The organism is Stutzerimonas tianxiuensis (assembly GCF_053470365.1).
On record NZ_JBPVWS010000016.1, the window covers coordinates 70,594 to 89,067 of the forward strand.

Genomic DNA, 18,474 nt, shown 5'->3' on the forward strand with positions numbered 1-18,474 from the left:
TGCCGGGTCGGTTCAGAAAAGCTCTTCGACGAGCGCCATGGTGCTGTGGCTACCGGCGAGCACGCTGGCAAGCAGGGCGCCGGTGCGAGGCAGCAGGTGGTCGGTGTAGAAGCCCGCGGTGACCAGCTTGGCCTCGAGAAAGGCGGGATCGCCGCGCCCTGCGGCCAGCGCGGCGGACGCGGCCAGCGCCGAGCGCGCCATGGCCCAGCCCCCGCACAGGTAACCCAACAGCATCATCAGGTTGAAGGCGACGCTGCCGGGCAGCGCGGGATCGCTTGCAGCACCTTCCAGCAGGTACTGGCGCGCTCGCCGTGCAGCTGCCAGCGCCTCGGCCAGCGGCGCCGCCAGCCTGCTGCAGCGCGCATCCTGGCGCAGGTGGCCGAGGGTCGTGTCGATGTCATCGAGCAGCTCGGCCAGCAACGCTCCTTCGTTGGCGAGGGTCTTGCGCCCTACCAGGTCCATCGCCTGGATGCCGTTGGTGCCCTCGTAGATCGGCAGGATGCGCGCATCACGGAAATGCCGCGCAACACCGGTCTCCTCGACATAGCCCATGCCGCCATGAACCTGCACGGCCAGCGAGGTCACCTCCTGCGCCAGCTCGGTCAGCCATCCCTTGATGATCGGCGTGTAGAGATCCACGCGGCCCTGGCGGGCACGGTGGCTGGCCGGGTCGGGCGCATGGCGGGCGCGGTCCAGTTCGGACGCCGCGAGCAGCGCCAGGGCGCGCATGGCCTCGGTCGAGGCCTTCATCTGCATCAGCATGCGGCGCACATCGGGGAAGCGGATGATCGGGTAGCGGCTGCCGTCGCGCTGGGTGCCCTGCAAGCGCTCGCGGGCATAGCTGCGGGCCTCCTGCCAGGCGCGTTCGGAAATCGCCAGGCCCTGCAGCCCCACGGCCTGACGCGCGTGGTTCATCATCGTGAACATGCAGGCCAGCCCGGCGTGCGGCTCGCCGACCAGGTAGCCGATCGCCCCGCCCTGCTCGCCAAAGCTCATGGTGCAGGTCGGGCTGCCGTGGATCCCGAGCTTGTGCTCCAGCGACACGCAGCGCACATCGTTCGGCTCGGCGGCTTCGCCTGCGGCGTTCGGCAGGAACTTGGGCACCAGAAACAGCGAGATACCCTTTACGCCAGCAGGCGCATCCGGCAGGCGAGCAAGCACCAGATGAATCACGTTGGATGTCATCTGGTGGTCGCCCCAGCTGATGAAGATCTTCTGCCCGGTGATGCGGTAGTGCTCGCCTTCGGGAACCGCGCGCGCCTTGACAGCCGCCAGATCGGAGCCGGCATCCGGCTCGGTGAGATTCATCGTGCCGGTCCACTCGCCGCTGACCAGCCTGGGCAGATAGCGTGCCTGCAACGGTGCCGACGCATGATGCGCCAGTGCCTCGATGGCGCCCTGGGTCAGCAGCGGGCAAAGCGCGAACGCCATGTTCGCCGCGTGCCAGACCTCACTGACCGCGGTCCCCAGCACACTCGGTAGCGCCTGCCCGCCAAACGCCTCGGGCGCGGTAAGCGAACACCAGCCCCCTTCGCTGAACAACCGATAGGCGTCGGCGAAACCGGGCGCCTCCTTGACGCCGTGCTCGGTCAGCCGGACGCCTTCCCGGTCGCCGATCGCGTTCAGCGGCGCCAGCACTTCGGCGCCCAGTTTTCCCGCCTCGGCCAGCACTGCCGCCGCCAGCTCGCTGTTGATATCGCCCAGGCCAAGCTCGGCGCATAGGCGCTCGAAGCCCAGTACTTCATTGAGCACGAACTCGGTGTCGCGGTACGGATGGACGTAATCGGCCATGTGCGTTTCTCTCGGTGCGTTAGTGGTAGCGCTGGCCGCTGTGCAGCCGCGCGCGGAACTCGTCGGTGAGTTGGTACAGCCCGCCGTGGTGTGCATGGCGCCTGGCGCGGGCGGCGAACTCGGCGAGCCCCTGGTTCTGGATGTAGCGCAGCGCGCCACCGCGAAAGCGCGGGAAGCCGAGGCCGAGCACCAGGCCCATATCCGCTTCGGCGGCACTGGCGACGATGCCGTCTTCGAGGCAGCGCACGGTTTCCAGGCACAGCGGGATCATCAGCCGGTCGACGATGTCCTGGTCGCTCACCTCGGCGCCCGGCGTACCCAGCAGCGCCCGCGCCTCGGCCGACGGCTCGCGCTGGCGCCGGCCCTGCTCATCGGTGCCGTAGAGGTAGAAACCGCGGCCGTTCTTCTGGCCCAGGCAGCCGGCCGCGAGCAACTGCTCCATCACCGGCTCGCCGTCATGCCCCATGCGCCCGGGGTAGCCCTCCTGCAGCACCCGGTCGGCATGCACCATGGTGTCCAGGCCGATCACGTCGGCGAGATAGGCCGGGCCCATGGGCCAGCCGAAGGCTTCCATGACCCGGTCGATACGCTCAAAATCGACACCGTCCTGCAGCAGCCGGTTGAAGCCGTTGAAGTAGGGAAACAGCACCCGATTGACCAGAAAGCCCGGGCAGTCGCCGACCACGATGGGCGTCTTGCCCAGCGCCAGGGCGAAGGCCACGGTGCGCGACAGCGTCGCGTCGTCGGTGTGGCGACCGCGGATGACCTCCACCAGCGGCATCATCGGTACCGGGTTGAAGAAGTGCATGCCGCAGAAGCGCTCGGGGTGGCGCAGCCCTTCGGCCAGCCGGTCGATGGAAATGGTCGAGGTGTTGGAGGCCAGCACCGCGGCGTCGGCCACCAGCCCCTCGGCTTCGCCGAGCACCGCGGCCTTGACGTCGGCCCGCTCGACCACCGCTTCAACCAGCAGATCGACCTCGGCGAAGCCCTGCCAGTCCATCGTCGGGGTGATCCGCTCGAGGATCGCCGCCTTCTGTGCCTCGCTCAGCTTGCCCTTGGCGACCTGCCGGTCGAGCTGGGCGGTGGCGGTGCGCATGCCCAGCTCCAGCGCCTCGGCACGGATGTCCTTCATCAGGATCGGCGTGCCGCTGGCCGCCGCCTGGTAGGCAATGCCGCCGCCCATGATGCCAGCGCCGAGCACTGCGGCGCGGCGCACCGGCGCGGCACCTTCGGCATGCCGACGGGCCTGCTTGCGCACCGCCTGATCGGCGAGGAACAGCCCGACCAGCGAGGCCGCCTCGGGCCCACGCGCCAGGGCCACGAAGGTCTCGCGCTCGACTCGCAGCGCCTCGGCGAACTGCAGCCCGGCGTGGGTCTGCACCGCGGCGAGAATCGCCTGCGGCGCCGGGTAGCGCGGGTCGAGCGTATCGCCACGGGCGGCGATGCCGTCCGGCACAGCCACCGGCTGACGCTTGCGTGCGCGCCAGGCCTGCCAGTCGCCGCCCTCGGCAACCTCACCGAGCAGCGCCAGCGCCTCTTGGCGCAAGGTTTCCGGGGGCATCACACGTTCGGCGACACCGGCCGTCAACGCCGCCCCGGCCTTCCGCGGCTTGCCCTCGAGCAGCCAGTCCAGCGCATCGGCCACGCCGACAAGGCGCGACAGCCGCACCGTGCCGCCGAAGCCGGGGCAAATGCCCAGGGTGACTTCCGGCAGGCCGACCTGCGCATCCTCGGCCAGCACCCGGTAGTCGGTGGCCAGCGCCAGCTCCAGGCCGCCACCAAGGGCGAACCCGTTGATCGCGGCAACGCTTGGGTAGGGCAGCGATTCCAGGCGCCCGAGGCTGTCCAGCGCCTGCTCGATCCAGGCGTGCAGCGCGCCCTCCCCGGCCTCGAACAGCGCGGGGAATTCGCTGACGTCCGCACCGACCACGAACGCCGGCTTGGCGCTACGCACCAGCAGCCCGCGCAACGCGGTGTGCTCGAGCACCTCCAGCGCCGCGCGCAGATCCGCCAGGGTGGCGCGGTCCAGTTTGTTAACCGACGAGCCGTCGACATCCAGCACCAGCTCGGCGAAGCCGTCGCCAAGCATTTCCAGGCGCAGCGCCTGCCCTTGATAAAGAGTCATCAGAGGCACTCCAGCAATGCGGCGATGCCCTGGCCGCCACCGATGCACAGGCTGACCACGGCGAAGCGGCCGCCGCTGCGGTGCAGCTCGTGCACGGCCTTGACCATCAGGATCGCCCCGGTGGCGCCGATGGGGTGGCCAAGGGAGATGCCGCTGCCGTTGGGGTTGACCTTTTCCAGCGGCAGGTCGAGCTGCTGCACCACCGCCAGCGCCTGTGCCGCGAACGCCTCGTTGAGCTCGAAGAAATCGATATCCCCGATCTCCAGCCCGTTGCGCGCCAGCAGCTCGCGCACCGCCGGCACCGGGCCGATGCCCATGATCTCGGGTGCCACGCCGGACACCTGGTAGTCCACCAGCCGCGCCATGACCTGGTGGCCGTTGGCCTCGGCGTAATCGCGGTCCATCAGCAACAGCGCCGCGGCGGCGTCGTTCAGGCCAGACGCGTTGCCCGCGGTAACGGTGCCGCCCTCGCGCTTGAACGCCGGGCGCAGAGCCGCCAGCTCTTCCGGCGTGCAGTCGTGGCGCACGTGCTCATCGGTGTCGAACGACCGCGTGCCTTTGCGGGTTTTCAGCTCCACGGGGACGATCTGCCCGGCGAAGCGCCCCTCGGCGATGGCGCGGGCCGCCCGGCGGTGGCTTTCCAGGGCGAGAGCGTCCTGCTGCGCACGGCTGATGCCGTAGCGCTCGGCGACGTTTTCCGCCGTGATTCCCATGTGATAACGGTTGATCGGACAGGTCAGCGCGCCAACCATCAGGTCGAGTGTCTGGCCGTCTCCCATCCGCTGGCCAAAGCGGGCCGCGGGCAGCAGGTAGGGCGCGCGGCTCATGGACTCGGCGCCGCCCGCGATCGCCGCTTGGCAAAGGCCGAGTTGAAGCTGCTGCGCCGCACTGATGACCGCTTGCAGGCCGCTACCACAGAGCCGGTTCACCGACATGGCGACGCAGCGCTCGGTCAGGCCCCCTTCCAGCGCAGCCACCCGCGAGAGATACAGATCGCGCGACTCGGTCGGCAGTACGTTACCGAACACGCAGTGCCCCACGCTCGCCGGGGCCACGCCGTAGCGCTTGACCGATTCGGCAACCAGTTGGGTTGCCAGCTCACTCGGCCTGGCGTCTTTGAGGCTGCCGCCGAAATCCCCGATCGCCGTGCGCAAAGCGCCGGTGATCACCACCTCTCGTAGTTGCATGGAAGGCTCCCTGCTCAGGTAGAGTTGCCGGATAGCGCGCAGGAAGGCCTCGAGCCGGCCACTGCACCAGCCGAGCACGTCGCCGCTCGCTCGTTCGTAAAGCGCCGCTAGCTTCGCCGCTCACGCAGGCGCCAGCCATAACCAAAGCTGACTAATACTTGACATAAACGGACAATCCGAGAGCCTCACATGTCTTACGAGGGCTACAGCATTTCGGTCCACTTCGCCTGCAGCGCCATCAAGGCGGCGCAGCGCAGTGGGCTCGACGAACAGGCGTTGCTGCAGGAAGCCGGCATCGGCCAGCGCCTGCTCGACAACGCGCAGATGCGCATGACCTCACTGCAGTTCAGCCGGCTGATGCTGGCGCTATGGCGCGTTGGCGACGACGAATTCATGGGCCTTGCGCCCTCCCGTAGCCGCCACGGTGTGTTCGCCCTGATGGCCCGCCAGGTCATCGGCTGTCGTCGCCTGGCCTCGGTCTATTACCGAATGGCGCGCTTTTACAATCTGGTCAACGATTCGCTGCGTCTGGAGCTGACCGCCGATGGCGGGCAAACCGCTTTCGTGATGCGCCTGGCCGATCCGGAGCATGACCCGGAGCATCTCTTGCGGGAAGTGTTCATGCTGCTCTGGCATCGTTTCGCCAGCTGGCTGGTGGGCCAGCGCATCGGATTGCGGGAGGTGCACTTCGACTACCCGCAACCGGCCAACCATGCCGAGTACAGGCTGATGTTTCCCTGCCCGGCACGCTTCTCGATGCCCGATTGCCGCCTGGTGCTCGACCCTCAATGCCTGGACATGCCGGTGGTCCAGACGCCCGCCACGCTGCGTGAACACCTGCGGCGGGCGCCGCTGGAATGGTTCACGCGCCCGTCCTACCAGGCCGCCTTCACGCGCAGCGTCAGTGACCTGTTCCAATACGATGGCGCGTTCAGGGACCTCGGTATCGAAGCCGCGGCAGCGGCGCTGCATATCACCGAGCGCACCCTGCGGCGGCGTCTTGCCCTCGAAGGTGCCCGCTTCCAGGCGCTCAAGGATGGCCTGCGCCGCGACCTGGCCATCCACTACCTCAGTCAGGCTGGGCTGCCGATCAGTGAAATCGCCCAGCGTCTCGGTTTCTCCGAACCTTCGGCTTTCACCCGTGCCTTTCGTCAGTGGACCGGCGACAGCCCACGCGCCTATCGGGAAGCAGCGCGGGCCTGAACGCCTAGCCGCGCAAGCGCAGCGGATCCACCAGGCGTGCCGCTACGGCCATGCCGACCAGATCGGCCAGGCGCTCGGCCTGCATGCGCTTCATCACCCGGGACCGATAGAGGTCGACGGTCTTGATGCTGATGTCGAGCTGGCGAGCGATTTCCTTGGTGGTGTAGCCCTGCACCAGCGGCAGCAGTACATCGCGCTCTCGCGGGGTCAGGCTGTCCAGGCGGGCCTGCAGGCTGACGTGCTCGCCGGTGCCGCCGGCACGTTCCTGACGACTGAGTGCCTGCTGCACGCTATCGAGCAGTAATTGCTCGTTGTAGGGCTTCTCGATGAAATCCACCGCGCCGGCCTTGAATGCGCGAACCACGATAGGCACATCGGCATGGCCGCTGACGAAGATCACAGGCAACTGCAGCCCGCGCGCGCGCATGGCCTCCTGAACCTGCAGACCGCCCATACCCGGCATCCTGACGTCCAACAGCACGCAGGCGTTATCCGCGCCATTGCAGGCTTCGAGAAACTCCCGCCCGCCGATGAACGGCCTGGCAGACAACCCCACCGACTCCAATAGCCAGACCGTCGAGTCGAGCATGCCCTGGTCGTCGTCGACGATATACACCACCTGCTCGTGAGCATCGCTCATCAGCGTTCCTCTGTTGTTATTGTCTTGATCGGCAGGCAACAGCGCATGCAGAGCCCTCCGTTCTCGCCCGGCTGGCCCTGCAACGCGCCGCCAAACCCCTCGATGATGCTGCGGCTCATCGGCAACCCGAGCCCGAGACCGTCCGGCTTGCGGGTAAAGAACGGCGTAAAGGCCTGCTCGAGTTCCTGCTCATCCAACCCACGGCCCTGGTCCGCAACGGCCAGGACCACCTCATCGGCCTGTCGCTCGGCGCGCAATACGATACGCGACGGCTGCCCCGGGTGGGCTTCGCGGTTCGCTTCTATCGCATTGCGCAAGAGGTTGATCAAGACCTGCTCGAGCAGCACGCGGTCGGCATAGACCCGTGGCAGGTCGGCGGCCAGCACCTGCTCGACGGTCACCTGGGCGGCAGCGGTCTCCCACGCGCAGAGGCGCACCGCGTCGCGCGCGACCTCGGCGACATCGAGCGGCTGCATGCGCCGCTGCCCCTTGCGCAGGAACGCCCGCAAGCGCTTGATCACCTCCGAGGCATGGTTGGCGTGCTCGGTAATCCGCTCCAGGCCCTGGGCCACGCGCTCGGCTGCTTGCGGATTCTGCCCCAGGCTCTGCAGGTAGCGCTGGCTGGCGCTGGCGTAGTTGACCACCGCCGCGAGCGGCTGGTTGATCTCATGCGCGATGCCGGATGCCAGCTCGCCGAGGGTGATGAGGCGCCCCGTATGCGCCAGCTCGTCCTGGTGGCGCCGCTGCTGCGCCTCGCGCAGCTCACGCTCGCTCATGTCGCGGGCCACCAGCGAGTAATAACGCTCGCCGCCGGTCGTCCGATGCGCCAGCAGCACGAGGGAAATCGGCACCGAGGCACCGCCGTCCTGTGCGAGCAGACGCGAATCGCAGCTCCAGACGCCCTCGCGCTCGGCGGTCGTGCGGCCGGTTCCGTGCAGCAGCGCCAGTACCTCGGTATCGAACAGCGCATCGAGCGCCGGCATCTGCCCATCCTGCAGACGCAGCGCTCGCCTTGCCGCCGGATTGAGATACGTCACCCGCCCCTCGGCATCGATGAACAACACCAGGTCAGTGTTTACTTCCACCACCTCGGCCAGACGCCGGCGGTTCTCTTCGGCCTGCACCCGCGCGGTGATTTCGCGCGACACGCTGACCACCTCGACCACCGCGCCGGTATAGGTCTCGCGGATGGCATGGCTGGCGGTCTCGAACCACAGGTAGTGACCATCCCGATGGCGCACCCGGTAGGTCATCGTGTGATAGCCGTCCACCTCCAGCGCGTCGCGGCTGCGCGCCGGCAACTGGGCCCGGTCTTCGGGGTGGAACAGCGTTTCCACGAGCTGGCCACGCAACTGCTCCGGCCAATAGCCGAGCAGCCGCCAGGCCGCTGGCGAGGCGTCGAGAAAGCGTCCATCGGGCGCGTGCCGGGAGATCAGGTCGGTGGTGTTTTCGGTGATCAGCCGATACAGACGCCGGGCGCGTGCCGCATCCCGCTCGGCCAGGACCTGTGCGGTCGCCTCTCGACAGCGCGCGAGCACCCGGTTCTGCGCGGGGTCGGGAACAAAGGTCCAGATCAGGATGCGCTGGTCGTATTCGGCCTCCACCCCTTCGATAGCCCGTTGTTGCGCCAGACAAGCGCCGACCAGCGCGGCGTGATTGACGGGCAGAAAGCGCAGCAGCTCATCCAGAGGGCGATCGGCCAGCAGCGCCAGCAGGGCAGCGTTCAGCTCGACGGGATACGCGTGCTCGTCCAGCAGCAGGCTCGGTTGCGGATCCAGGCCGAGCAACGGCGACTGACGCGCCAGGCCGCTCGCGCATGCGAGCAGGCTGAGCAACAGCTCGCGTACCCAGCTCAGCGAGCAGGGACCGACATCGCCATCGGTGGCAAGCAGCAACAACCCGGGTACGGCTTCATCCAGATCCAGCGCCAGCACGGCGCCCTGAACGATACCTGCCCGGCGCAGGCGGCCGGCAAGCCAGCAGTCCAGCCCACGGACAACGGCGAGGTCGAGCAGGCCCTCGCCGCCGAGCCGCTCATGCAGCAGGCGATCACTGGCCTGCAGCGGATCACCCAGGCCGGGAGGCAGCTGTGCGCCACTGCCCTCATGGGTGTAGATGCCGGCACCGGCCTGCCAGGTCATGTAGTACGCCTGGCGTACCCCGGCGCAGCCGCGCAGCACCCGGCACAGGGCATCGGCGCGCGCGTCGAGCGCTACCTGTTCACGCTGCAGACGCAGCCAGGTGTGAAGGCGAACGGGAGTTGTGCTCATAAGCAATCCGTCTGAAAGGTTGGCCGGGAGAAACCCCCTGGCCCGCACGGAAATAGATATAGGAGTATTACCATATTCGCCCAGCAATACTTCCATATGCCTTCCGACTGATCTATAAGATTTGCAAGCCGCCCGGGAGAAGCTCCCAGGCGATGCAGAACAAGAGCTAATAATCAGCCAAGTGGTGTCTTGCATGACCATCTACGAACAGGGCCTTGCGCCCGCCGCAGTCAACCATGTTGCCCTCAGTCCGCTCAGCTTCATCGAGCGCACCGCCAGCGTTTATCCCGATTACCCCGCCGTGATCCACGGTTCGATCCGTCGCACCTGGGCCGAAACCTACATGCGCTGCCGACGCCTGGCCTCTGCGTTGGCCGGGCGTGGTATCGGCAAGGGCGATACCGTCGCGGTGATGCTGCCCAATATCCCCTCGATGCTCGAGGCCCATTTTGCCGTGCCCATGATCGGCGCGGTGCTCAATACGCTCAATGTACGACTGGATGCCGAAGCCATTGCCTTCATGCTGCAGCATGGCGAGGCCCGGGTATTGATCGCCGACCGCGAGTTCTCCTCGGTCGTGCGCGCGGCCGTCGGGATGCTCGATCACCCGCCGCTCGTGATCGATGTGGACGACCCCGAGTACGGCGAAGGCGAGCCGGTTTCCAGCCTCGACTACGAAGCGCTGCTCGCCGAAGGCGACCCGGCGTTCGCCTGGCAGTGGCCGGAAGACGAGTGGCAGGCGATCAGCCTCAACTACACCTCCGGCACCACCGGCAACCCCAAGGGCGTGGTCTATCACCACCGCGGCGCCTATCTGAACGCGCTGGGCAACCAGATGACCTGGGCGATGGGCAACCATCCGGTGTATCTCTGGACGCTGCCGATGTTCCACTGCAACGGCTGGTGCTACCCATGGACGATTACCGCGCTGGCCGGCGTCCATGTGTTCCTGCGCCGCGTCGACCCGCAGAAGATTCTCGGGCTGATTCGCGAGCATCAGGTCACTCACCTGTGTGGCGCGCCGATCGTGCTCAATGCGCTGGTCAACATGCCCGCTTCGGCCAAAGCCGCCATCGACCACCCCGTGCACGCCATGGTCGCCGGCGCCGCGCCGCCGGCCAAGGTGATCGGCGCAGTCGAGGAAATGGGCATCAAGGTGACGCATGTCTACGGCCTGACCGAAGTCTATGGGCCGGTCACCATCTGCGCCTGGCATGCCGAATGGGACGAACGCCCTCTGGAGGAGCGCGCGGAAATCAAGGCACGCCAGGGCGTGCGCTACCCGACCCTGGAAGGGCTGATGGTGGCCGATCCCAAAACCCTGGAGCCGACCCCGCGCGACGGCCAGACCATCGGCGAGATCTTCATGCGCGGCAACACGGTGATGAAGGGTTATCTGAAGAACCCCAGTGCAACGGCCGAAGCGTTCGAAGGTGGCTGGTTCCATACCGGCGACCTGGCCGTCTGCCACCCGGACGGCTACGTGGAGATCAAGGATCGGCTCAAGGACATCATCATTTCCGGCGGGGAGAACATTTCCACCATCGAACTCGAAGGTGTGCTGTACCGCCATCCTGCCGTGCTGGAAGCTGCCGTGGTGGCTCGACCGGATGAGAAATGGGGCGAAACCCCCTGCGCCTTCATCAACCTCAAGGCCGATCACCAGGCCGTCGACGAAGACGCCATCATCAATTTCTGCCGCGAGCACCTGGCCTCGTTCAAGGTGCCACGCACCGTCATATTCGGGGCGCTGCCCAAGACCTCGACCGGCAAGATCCAGAAGTACGTCCTGCGCGAACGGGCACGCGACCTGTCGCCACCCCAGCCTGCACCTCTGCGCAATCTGGCCTGACCCCTCTTTTTTCTGCCTGGTACTGCCATCCCGTTGCAGGGATGGCGGCTGCCGGCGGCATCCGTTCACAACAACAAGAAGGCGCCACGCGGCGTCAACGGAGGCTCCATGCAACTGTACAAACGTAACGACGGCGATGAACAACCCTGCTGGAAGGCCGGACCGTTCAAGCTTCGCCTGCCCTTCGTGCACTACCGCTGGGAAACCGCGGAGATGCTCCAGGCGCTGATCATGTTCGTGGTCAGCCTGGGCATGATCCCGCTGTTGGAGAAATACCTCGGCCTGCCCTACGAGGTGGCGCTGGCCTACGTGGTGGTGTGCGGCATCGGCTTCATGCTGCCGGCGTTGCTCGGCGTGCCGCTGGTGCCGGGCTGGATCACCCCCGGCATCCCGGTGGTGCTGCTGTTTCTCGGCAACTTCGAGCCGGGGCCGGAGGCGATCCGCGCGCTGTTCGCGCTGCAGATCCTGGTCTGCGTCATCTTCTTCCTGCTCGGGGTCACGCGCCTGGGCAGCGTGATGGTGCGCATCGTGCCCAACTCGATGAAGGGCGGGATCATCATCGGCGCCGGCATCGCCGCGCTGATCGGCGAGATCGAGACCGGCGGGCGCCTGGCCAACACGCCGATCTCGTTGGTGCTGGGCAGCCTGATCTGCCTGTACCTGATGTTCTCGGTGTCGTTCCGCGGGCTTACCGAGCGGGTGCCGCTGGCGCGCAAGATCGTCAACTACGGCATGGTCCCGGGGATGATCGTGGCCATCGTCGCCGGCATCGCGGTGGGCGAGTACAGGATGCCGGACGTGCGCTTCGGCATCACCGCGCCGGCTTTCGACCAGCTCTGGCAGTACCTGCCCTTCACCGCCGGCTTCCCCGACGCCCAGGTGTTCATGCTGGCGGTGCCCACCGCGGTGATCGCCTACATCATCGCCTTCGGCGACATCATCGTCGGCCAGTCGCTGATGCAGCGCGCCGACGAGCTGCGCACCGACGAGAAGATCGAGATCAACGTCGACCGCATCCACCTGGTGTGCGCCATCCGCAACGCCCTGCATGCCTTCTTCGCGCCCTACCCGGGCCTGGCCGGCCCGCTGTGGACGGCCGTGGCGGCGACCATGGCCGAGCGCTACAAGTACGGCCGCAAGGCGATGGAGTCGATCTACAGCGGCGCCGGCACCTTCTGGATCACCGGCTTTCTCGCGCTGTTCGTCCTGCCGCTGGTGAGTTTCTTCCAGCCGGTGCTGCCGATCGCCCTGTCGCTGACGCTGATCCTCACCGGCTACATCTGCCTGATGGTCGGCTTCGAGCAGCTCAACAACAACGCCGAACGCGGTATCGCCGGCACCATGGGTGTGGTGCTGGCGGTGTACGGCGCGGGCTGGGGCCTGGCCGCTGGCGCCGTGCTGTACCTGCTGATCGAGCGCACCCACCTGCTGCGCTTCGCCTCCCCCGGGGTGCGCGCCCAGCGCCCCAGCGAAGCCGACTGACCGCCGCCCGCCCCCAAACCTCCCCGCATTGGTCCGCGTGGCCAGTGCGGGCGACTAGAAAAGCCAGTCCTGATGAACAACTACAGCAGGCCATTGCAACGAAGGCGCACATCGGCGTGGATGATGAGTCGGGGCTGGTACACAGCGTGGTAGGCACGGCAGCCAACGTGGCGGATATCACCCAGGTCGACAAACTGCTGCACGGTGACGAGAACGTCGTCTGCGCCGATGCCGGTTACACCGGCGTCGAAAAGCGCTCAGAACATGCGGGCCGCGAAGTGATCTGGCAGGTCGCGGCGCGTCGCAGCACTTACAGAAAACTCGGCAAGAACAGCCCGCTCTACAAAGCCAAGCGCAAGATTGAAAAGGCCAAGGCGCAGGTGCGGGCCAAGGTCGAGCACCCATTCCGGGTGATCAAGTGCCAGTTCGGTTACGTGAAGGTACGCTTCCGCGGCCTGGCCAAGAACACCGCGCAGCTGATGACACTGTTCGCACTGTCGAACTTGTGGATGGCGCGTCGACATTTGATCGCCACCGCAGGAGAGGTGCGCCTGTAATGCGGGAAATGGCCACCGCGAGATGCTCGCGACGGCCAAAAAAGGAGAAATGAGTGGGCTATCTGGCTGGTTTTTGATCGATTGCTCGCTTTCAAAATCGACAAGGACTGAAGTTGGCGCGAAATACCCAGCTACTTCAGACCTTCCCTAAAGAGAGGTTAACGAGGCAGTCGGGCTAACAAGCAGCTGACACTCTGGCGGCTCTCACTTGCAGACCTTCCGAATAAATATCCGTCACCAGGCGAACCTTACAGCATTGTAATTAAGTTGGTCGAACCGGGCGCGACAAGGGCATGTCGTATTTTCTGTGGTTGCTAAGACGCTGATGCGACAATTCAGCGAGTAGGCCACCGTCGAATACAACTATCGAAACCTGGAGAACGCAATGACAAATTCAATGTTCACTTCCTGCATCCAAGCTTGTTCGAACTGTGCCCTGGTGTGCGAAATGTGCGCCGCTGCTTGCCTACGCGAGGATGACGTGAAAATGATGGCTCGATGCATCGAGCTTGACCGTGACTGCGCGGACATCTGCGCGTTGGCCGCCACCCTGATGAGCCGTGAAAGTGAGTACGCAAAAGAGTTCTGCTCCCTTTGTGCAAAGATCTGCCGGGCATGTGGTGAGGAATGCGCGAAACATCAGATGGATCACTGCCAAGAGTGTGCAAAGGCGTGCATGAACTGCGCTGAGGAATGTGAGCGTATGGTTGCGTAACACCCATAACTCAATGCTCTGGCACAACCACGCTGGTGGTGCCAGAGCCGGAAAGTCAGAATCAAAGTAAGCGTTCATTCCACGACGTACTGGACTTACTTTACGTCCCGAAGGGGCCTTAGCAATTCCGGTGAGACCTTGTACTGTTTCGTGCCGTTCTCGGCCAGGACGATCACGCTCTTGCGGTTGATCTTGGTGACGATCCCCATAGTCAAGCCAGTTCGGCTTTCGAAGGTCACCTTCAGCCCCACGTGCAGCCGACTCAGCGCCTGCAGGTTTTCTTGATCTTGCAGTTCATCAATGCGCCGGCAGATCATTCGGTTCAGCTCCAATAGCTGATCGATGCTCATGTCTTCAATGCGCATGGAGGGTGCCCTTTGGCTGTGCGGTCTGTCGATCAGAATGGCGCGGATCGATCAGCGAGCGTAACGGATTATCGGCGAACCGGGTCTTCCAGAGCCGAGGCGTCAGGTCAGCGACCTTGCTGGCCGGGTGCTGACTGATGCGCTGCAGCACGTCCACCAGATAGGTGTACGGGTTGATGTCGTGCAGTTTGCACGTAGTGATCAGGCTCTGGATGATGCCCACGTGTTCCGCGCCGAGTTCAGTCCAGCAGAACAGCCAGTTCTTGCGTCCCATGGGAATGGGGCGCAGGGCCCGTTCCAGGTGGTTGGTGTCTGGCTGGACGTCTGGGTCTTCCAGGAAGACGGTCAGGCTGGCTTCACGGCTGAGCACGTAGTTCAGTGCTTTGGTCAATAAATCACTGGGCAGCAGACCGCCCTGTGCCAGTTGATCCCGGCACCATTGGAAGAAGTCGCTGACCACCGGCTTTGAGTGGAGCAGCCGGTACTGGCGTTTCTTTTCGCCGGTCAGTTGCTGGACGCGGATCTCTTCTTCGTTGGTGTATAGCTTGGCAATCTGCTGAAGGGCTTCGGTGGCAGTTATCGGGTGGTCCTTCTGCGCCTCAATGAAGTAACGACGACTGTGCACCCAGCACTGCGCGTGGATGATGTTCTGCTGTGCGGCGGCATAGCGGGCATAAGCAGCATAGCCGTCACTGATCAGAGTTCCGCTGAACTGTTCGTTCAGTACCTGCTCGATATGGGCTCGGCCTCGACTGTTCGAGTAAGTGAACACCACTTCATCGGCATCGCCGTATAACGGCCAGAACCAGCCGGATTTCATCTTGCCTTTTTGTGGGCCTGCCCGACCCTGGTGGCCAGCTTTAATCGGCGTCTCATCCATCGCCAACACCCGGCTGCGCAGAACATTGTCGGTCTGGGCATCCACGATCGGCCGCAGCAGATCAATAGATCGCTTGATCAGATTGGTGAGGGTGCTGCGGCTGAGGGTAATACCCGCTTGCTGGATGCGTTGGTGTTGGCGATACAGCGGTAGGTGAAACTGGAACTTGTCGACCATCAGACCCGCCAACAAGCTGACGTCGGCCAGGCTGTTGTCCAGTACGTTGGACGGGGCCGGCGTGGTCACGGGCTTGTCGCTGCCCTTGCGCCGAAATACGGGGCGTTCCACTTGCAACACCACGTAACTGGACGTCCGCTGGGCCAGCCGATAGGTCGTTTTGGTGCCAAGGATGTCGTACTGGTCGGCGTCGGGGCCGCTTAGCTCCGGCGGCAGGTGTTCAACAACTTCCACTGGCACGTCCGCTGTAAAACGCAGACCCGTATCGTTCAGGCAGTCGTCGTCCCGCTGTTTCTTTCCGGTGCCTCGCTGATAAGCCCGAACCGGGCGTTTCTCCGCATCGAGAGGCTTCTCCGGGCTAGCCGCATCATTCGATTGGAACAGGCCGCCCTGCTCCGGGAGGTCATACACCTGCTTCTCGGACTTGGGGCCGAACAGCTGCTTCTTGAACCAGTCCAACTGCCGCTGCATGACCTGTAGCTGCTCACGCAACAGGGCATTCTCCTCGGCCAGTACCGAGTAGGAAGGGGCGTTGGAATAGGACGCGGAAGCCATTGAATTCATGGCCGATATTATACCGGAACACAACCCGCTACGTGCCCCGAAAACGCTTGAACTGACGGTACTTTTGCACCTCGATACCGTCAATCAGCAACTGGAGATCAGTCAGGTTTAAGGGGCGCTGTCCCGAAGAAGACGGCCGTACCCGGAACTGCCCCTGCTCCAGTCGCTTGGCCCACAGGCAGTAGCCCGTGGGCGTGAAATACAACATCTTCATTTGGGTCTTGCGACGGTTAACGAAGACAAAATACTGCCCGCTGAGCGGATCTTGCTTGAGTTGATTGCGGACCAGAGCGCTCAGCCCCCGGAAGGATTTGCGCATATCCGTGGGCTCGGTGCACAGCCAGATCCGGGCCTGGCTATCCAGACCGATCATCTGATCTGGCTCAGCCTTAGCTCAACACCATTACCCAGGCTCAGCACGATATTCCAGCCGCTTCCGGGAGAGGCCGAGTCATCCATCAGCGATGACAGATCCAGGAAGCTGGCATAACCAGAATCCGCAGCCTCACCGACCGGCTGACTCAACAGGCGCTTGCGCCAACTACAGAAGCTGGCATAACCGAGTTTGTGCTCCTTGCAGAACTGCGTGGCCGACAGGCCGCTGTCACGCTGCTGACCGATTAGGACTTGCCACTGTTCTGCGGTGCGGTGTTTTCTCATGGAAATAACCTCGCGTTGTTGAATGCGAGGTCACTCTAGGGCGGAAGTCAGCGGGATGGCAGGATGTCTTGGAATGAACGCTTACGTTCGAACGGCTACGCGATCATCTCCAGGGCACCGCATTGGCGCGCATGAGCATCCATAACCTGCGCTTGAAACTGCTCAAGATCGGTGCGGTGATCATTCGCAACAGCCGGCGCATCCGCGTGCTGATCAGCGAGGCCTATCCGCATCAGGAACTCTTTGCGGGGCTGGTTGCCCGCCTCAAGCCGACCTGAACAGGCGGGCGCCCCCGGCCCGGCTCAATGGGGGAAAGGGGGCAGTGCGCCCCATACGCGGGAATTGAATAAAAAACGATCAATTTTTAGCGGTGGAAGGCAGGTTGTTGATACACCGAGGCTTCACCGGCCACGCCTGCCGGCCTCATGAGAAATCCGGGCTAGGTCGACTCGATGAACGTAATTATAGTAACAGTATGGCTTGTCGTAGCGTATGCACATTGGCCGTCCCTGACCAACACATTAAATTATCCATGCTGAACTTTTTAGGCTGTTCTCTGATCACGCTGGGCAACCGACGGGAGACTTGTGTATGGAAACCATGTTACGTTTAGCTTGAACTTGGGGTTGGGGGAGCAACGGAACAGAAAGTGCACTTAAGCTCAGTCGCTGCCCCGCAAACCCTTGCAACGTCTGGATAGTTTCGAAAAACGACCGTTTTATGAAACCGTTTCCGCTATCGCGAGGAAAGGTCACCAACACCCGAAAATCAGTGCAATAAACCTTTCTCACGAATCAAAGTTCGTTAATTCGCAGTCGCTGACGAGTAAAACGAACTCTAATTCGGCTTACGTTGGTTTTCAGTTCCATTGCTCCCCAACCCCCGGTATCGCGCCCGCTGCCGCTTCGCCCGCGTACTGGCGCACGCTTGCCAACCGGCTCGCTGCGCGCCTGCCGCTGCCCGAATACAGCGCCGAGCGGCACGCCGCCTGGCTGGCCGGGAGGGCGCTGCCATGACCGCCGTTTTCACTTCCGGCACCGGGCCGCGTCCTCGCTCGCCCCGCGCACATTTGCGCGCTCGCCTCGTACTGGCGGGCCTTTCCGCCTGCGGCCTCGCTGCGCTGGCCTGGGCGTCCTTCGTGCATCCGCTGCCGCGCCTGACCTACAACCCGTCCGATAGCGTGGCTGTCGGCTGGTATCGCGTCGATCCGCTCGACCATCGCGCCAGCTCACCGCCACGTCCGCTGTCCGTGGGCAGCATCGTGCTGGTGCCGCTGCCCGCCGAGGCTGCCGCCCTCGCTGCGCAGCGCGGCTACCTGCCGACGCGCATCCCGCTGCTCAAGCGCGTGGGCGCGGTCGCACCGCAGGAGGTTTGCATCATTGGGGGCAGCGTCCGCATCGACGGCGTGCCTTCGGCCGCCGTGCTATCTGCCGACCGCTGGGGCCGGCCGCTGCCATCCTGGCAGCAGTGCCGCCGCCTTCGGCCCGGCGAGCTGTTTCTGCTCAGTGTCACCAATCCGGCGTCGTTCGACAGCCGCTACTTCGGACCGGTCAGTGCAGCGGCCGTGATCGGCGTTGCGCATCCGGTCTGGCTGGAGTCGCGCCCATGATGGCCGCCGACTCGCTGCACGTTGCCTTGCATCTCGTCGTGCCATCGAGCATGTCGTGCTGCTGTCCGTCGCCGTGTCGTCGCGCGTGCAGTGCGAGCGCATCCGCGCCGCACTTCGCGCTGCCTTCGGCGCAGCAATCCAACGTGCAGGCGTCTTGCCTCGAACGCGCCCGGCCTGTGGCCGTGTTCGCGTTCGCCGGCGCGCTGGCTGCTCGTGCAGCAGCGCCACCGGGCCGCCGCTGCCCGGAGCGCCAGCGAGGGGCAAAGGCGGAAGGCAAGATTGAAGGGCGCGGCACCACGGCGCGCGCAAAGCCAGTCTGCACGTGGGTTGGGGGCGGCACTCGCCACAAGGTGGCTTCGTGCCGCCAGCAGCCCCAAGGCCTTGCGGGCATTGGGAA

Annotated in this window: 14 protein-coding genes and 3 pseudogenes; 8 read left to right on the forward strand and 9 right to left on the reverse strand. The window is 64.7% G+C overall.

Features of this window, described 5'->3' with window-relative positions; translation table 11 throughout:
- Positions 1–12 precede the first annotated feature (12 nt).
- The 3 genes from ACSSNI_RS18515 to bktB are packed head-to-tail and all read right to left on the reverse strand — an operon-like array spanning position 13 to position 5,103.
- Positions 13–1,791: an acyl-CoA dehydrogenase gene (locus ACSSNI_RS18515; RefSeq protein ID WP_042909931.1), complete on the reverse strand. Its 1,779-nt coding sequence runs from the start codon at positions 1,789–1,791 to the stop codon at positions 13–15.
- A 19-nt stretch (positions 1,792–1,810) separates the two neighbouring features.
- Positions 1,811–3,916: a fatty acid oxidation complex subunit alpha FadB gene (fadB, locus tag ACSSNI_RS18520; protein ID WP_041110995.1), complete on the reverse strand. Its 2,106-nt coding sequence runs from the start codon at positions 3,914–3,916 to the stop codon at positions 1,811–1,813.
- Positions 3,916–5,103, reverse strand: coding sequence for a beta-ketothiolase BktB (gene bktB, locus ACSSNI_RS18525; protein WP_042909932.1), 1,188 nt, complete (start codon positions 5,101–5,103; stop codon positions 3,916–3,918). Before bktB ends, fadB begins: the two co-directional genes overlap by 1 nt.
- Positions 5,104–5,292: 189 nt before the next feature.
- Here bktB and ACSSNI_RS18530 point away from each other — a divergent pair, with 189 nt between their 5' ends.
- Positions 5,293–6,306 carry an AraC family transcriptional regulator gene (locus tag ACSSNI_RS18530; protein ID WP_042909933.1) on the forward strand — a complete coding sequence of 338 codons (1,014 nt, stop codon included), beginning with the start codon at positions 5,293–5,295 and terminating at the stop codon, positions 6,304–6,306.
- A gap of 4 nt (positions 6,307–6,310) precedes the next feature.
- On the opposite strand, the gene ACSSNI_RS18535 is transcribed toward ACSSNI_RS18530, so the two are convergent.
- Positions 6,311–6,946: a response regulator transcription factor gene (locus ACSSNI_RS18535; protein WP_042909934.1), complete on the reverse strand. Its 636-nt coding sequence runs from the start codon at positions 6,944–6,946 to the stop codon at positions 6,311–6,313.
- On the reverse strand, positions 6,946–9,216 hold the full coding sequence (locus tag ACSSNI_RS18540; RefSeq protein WP_079282612.1) for a PAS domain-containing sensor histidine kinase: 2,271 nt from the start codon (positions 9,214–9,216) through the stop codon (positions 6,946–6,948). The genes ACSSNI_RS18535 and ACSSNI_RS18540 overlap by 1 nt, the downstream gene beginning before the upstream one ends.
- A gap of 193 nt (positions 9,217–9,409) precedes the next feature.
- Here ACSSNI_RS18540 and ACSSNI_RS18545 point away from each other — a divergent pair, with 193 nt between their 5' ends.
- The 4 genes and pseudogenes from ACSSNI_RS18545 (at position 9,410) to ACSSNI_RS18560 (ending at position 13,822) form a co-directional block, all read left to right on the forward strand.
- Positions 9,410–11,068, forward strand: coding sequence for an acyl-CoA synthetase (locus ACSSNI_RS18545; RefSeq protein ID WP_042909936.1), 1,659 nt, complete (start codon positions 9,410–9,412; stop codon positions 11,066–11,068).
- A gap of 108 nt (positions 11,069–11,176) precedes the next feature.
- Positions 11,177–12,550, forward strand: coding sequence for a solute carrier family 23 protein (locus ACSSNI_RS18550; RefSeq protein WP_042909937.1), 1,374 nt, complete (start codon positions 11,177–11,179; stop codon positions 12,548–12,550).
- 98 nt (positions 12,551–12,648) lie between these two features.
- Positions 12,649–13,107: pseudogene (locus tag ACSSNI_RS18555) on the forward strand (IS5 family transposase); the annotation flags it as partial.
- 385 nt (positions 13,108–13,492) lie between these two features.
- Positions 13,493–13,822, forward strand: a complete 330-nt coding sequence (locus ACSSNI_RS18560) for a four-helix bundle copper-binding protein (protein ID WP_003283205.1) — start codon at positions 13,493–13,495, stop codon at positions 13,820–13,822.
- A gap of 95 nt (positions 13,823–13,917) precedes the next feature.
- Here the strand turns inward: ACSSNI_RS18560 and ACSSNI_RS18565 are convergent, their stop codons facing one another.
- From ACSSNI_RS18565 to tnpA, 4 genes are read right to left on the reverse strand one after another with little or no spacing between them, the layout of a single operon-like run.
- Positions 13,918–14,187, reverse strand: coding sequence for a hypothetical protein (locus ACSSNI_RS18565; RefSeq protein ID WP_003458515.1), 270 nt, complete (start codon positions 14,185–14,187; stop codon positions 13,918–13,920).
- Positions 14,177–15,808: an IS66 family transposase gene (tnpC, locus tag ACSSNI_RS18570; protein ID WP_004423346.1), complete on the reverse strand. Its 1,632-nt coding sequence runs from the start codon at positions 15,806–15,808 to the stop codon at positions 14,177–14,179. The genes ACSSNI_RS18565 and tnpC overlap by 11 nt, the downstream gene beginning before the upstream one ends.
- 28 nt (positions 15,809–15,836) lie before the next feature.
- The gene (gene tnpB / locus ACSSNI_RS18575) at positions 15,837–16,181 is read right to left on the reverse strand and encodes an IS66 family insertion sequence element accessory protein TnpB (protein ID WP_004423345.1); all 345 of its coding nucleotides are present in this window, start codon (positions 16,179–16,181) and stop codon (positions 15,837–15,839) included.
- The gene (gene tnpA / locus ACSSNI_RS18580; protein WP_004423344.1) at positions 16,178–16,468 is read right to left on the reverse strand and encodes an IS66 family insertion sequence element accessory protein TnpA; all 291 of its coding nucleotides are present in this window, start codon (positions 16,466–16,468) and stop codon (positions 16,178–16,180) included. Before tnpA ends, tnpB begins: the two co-directional genes overlap by 4 nt.
- A gap of 86 nt (positions 16,469–16,554) precedes the next feature.
- On the opposite strand from tnpA, the pseudogene ACSSNI_RS18585 reads away from it, so the two are divergent.
- The 3 genes and pseudogenes from ACSSNI_RS18585 to ACSSNI_RS18595 all read left to right on the forward strand — a co-directional run.
- Positions 16,555–16,746, forward strand: a pseudogene (locus ACSSNI_RS18585) (transposase); the annotation flags it as partial.
- A gap of 606 nt (positions 16,747–17,352) precedes the next feature.
- A pseudogene (locus tag ACSSNI_RS18590) lies at positions 17,353–17,484 on the forward strand (DUF2840 domain-containing protein); the annotation flags it as partial.
- Positions 17,481–18,077 (forward strand): S26 family signal peptidase, encoded by a 597-nt coding sequence (locus ACSSNI_RS18595; protein WP_034201273.1) that lies wholly within the window; start codon positions 17,481–17,483, stop codon positions 18,075–18,077. The pseudogene ACSSNI_RS18590 and the gene ACSSNI_RS18595, both read left to right, overlap by 4 nt.
- Positions 18,078–18,474: the final 397 nt, after the last annotated feature.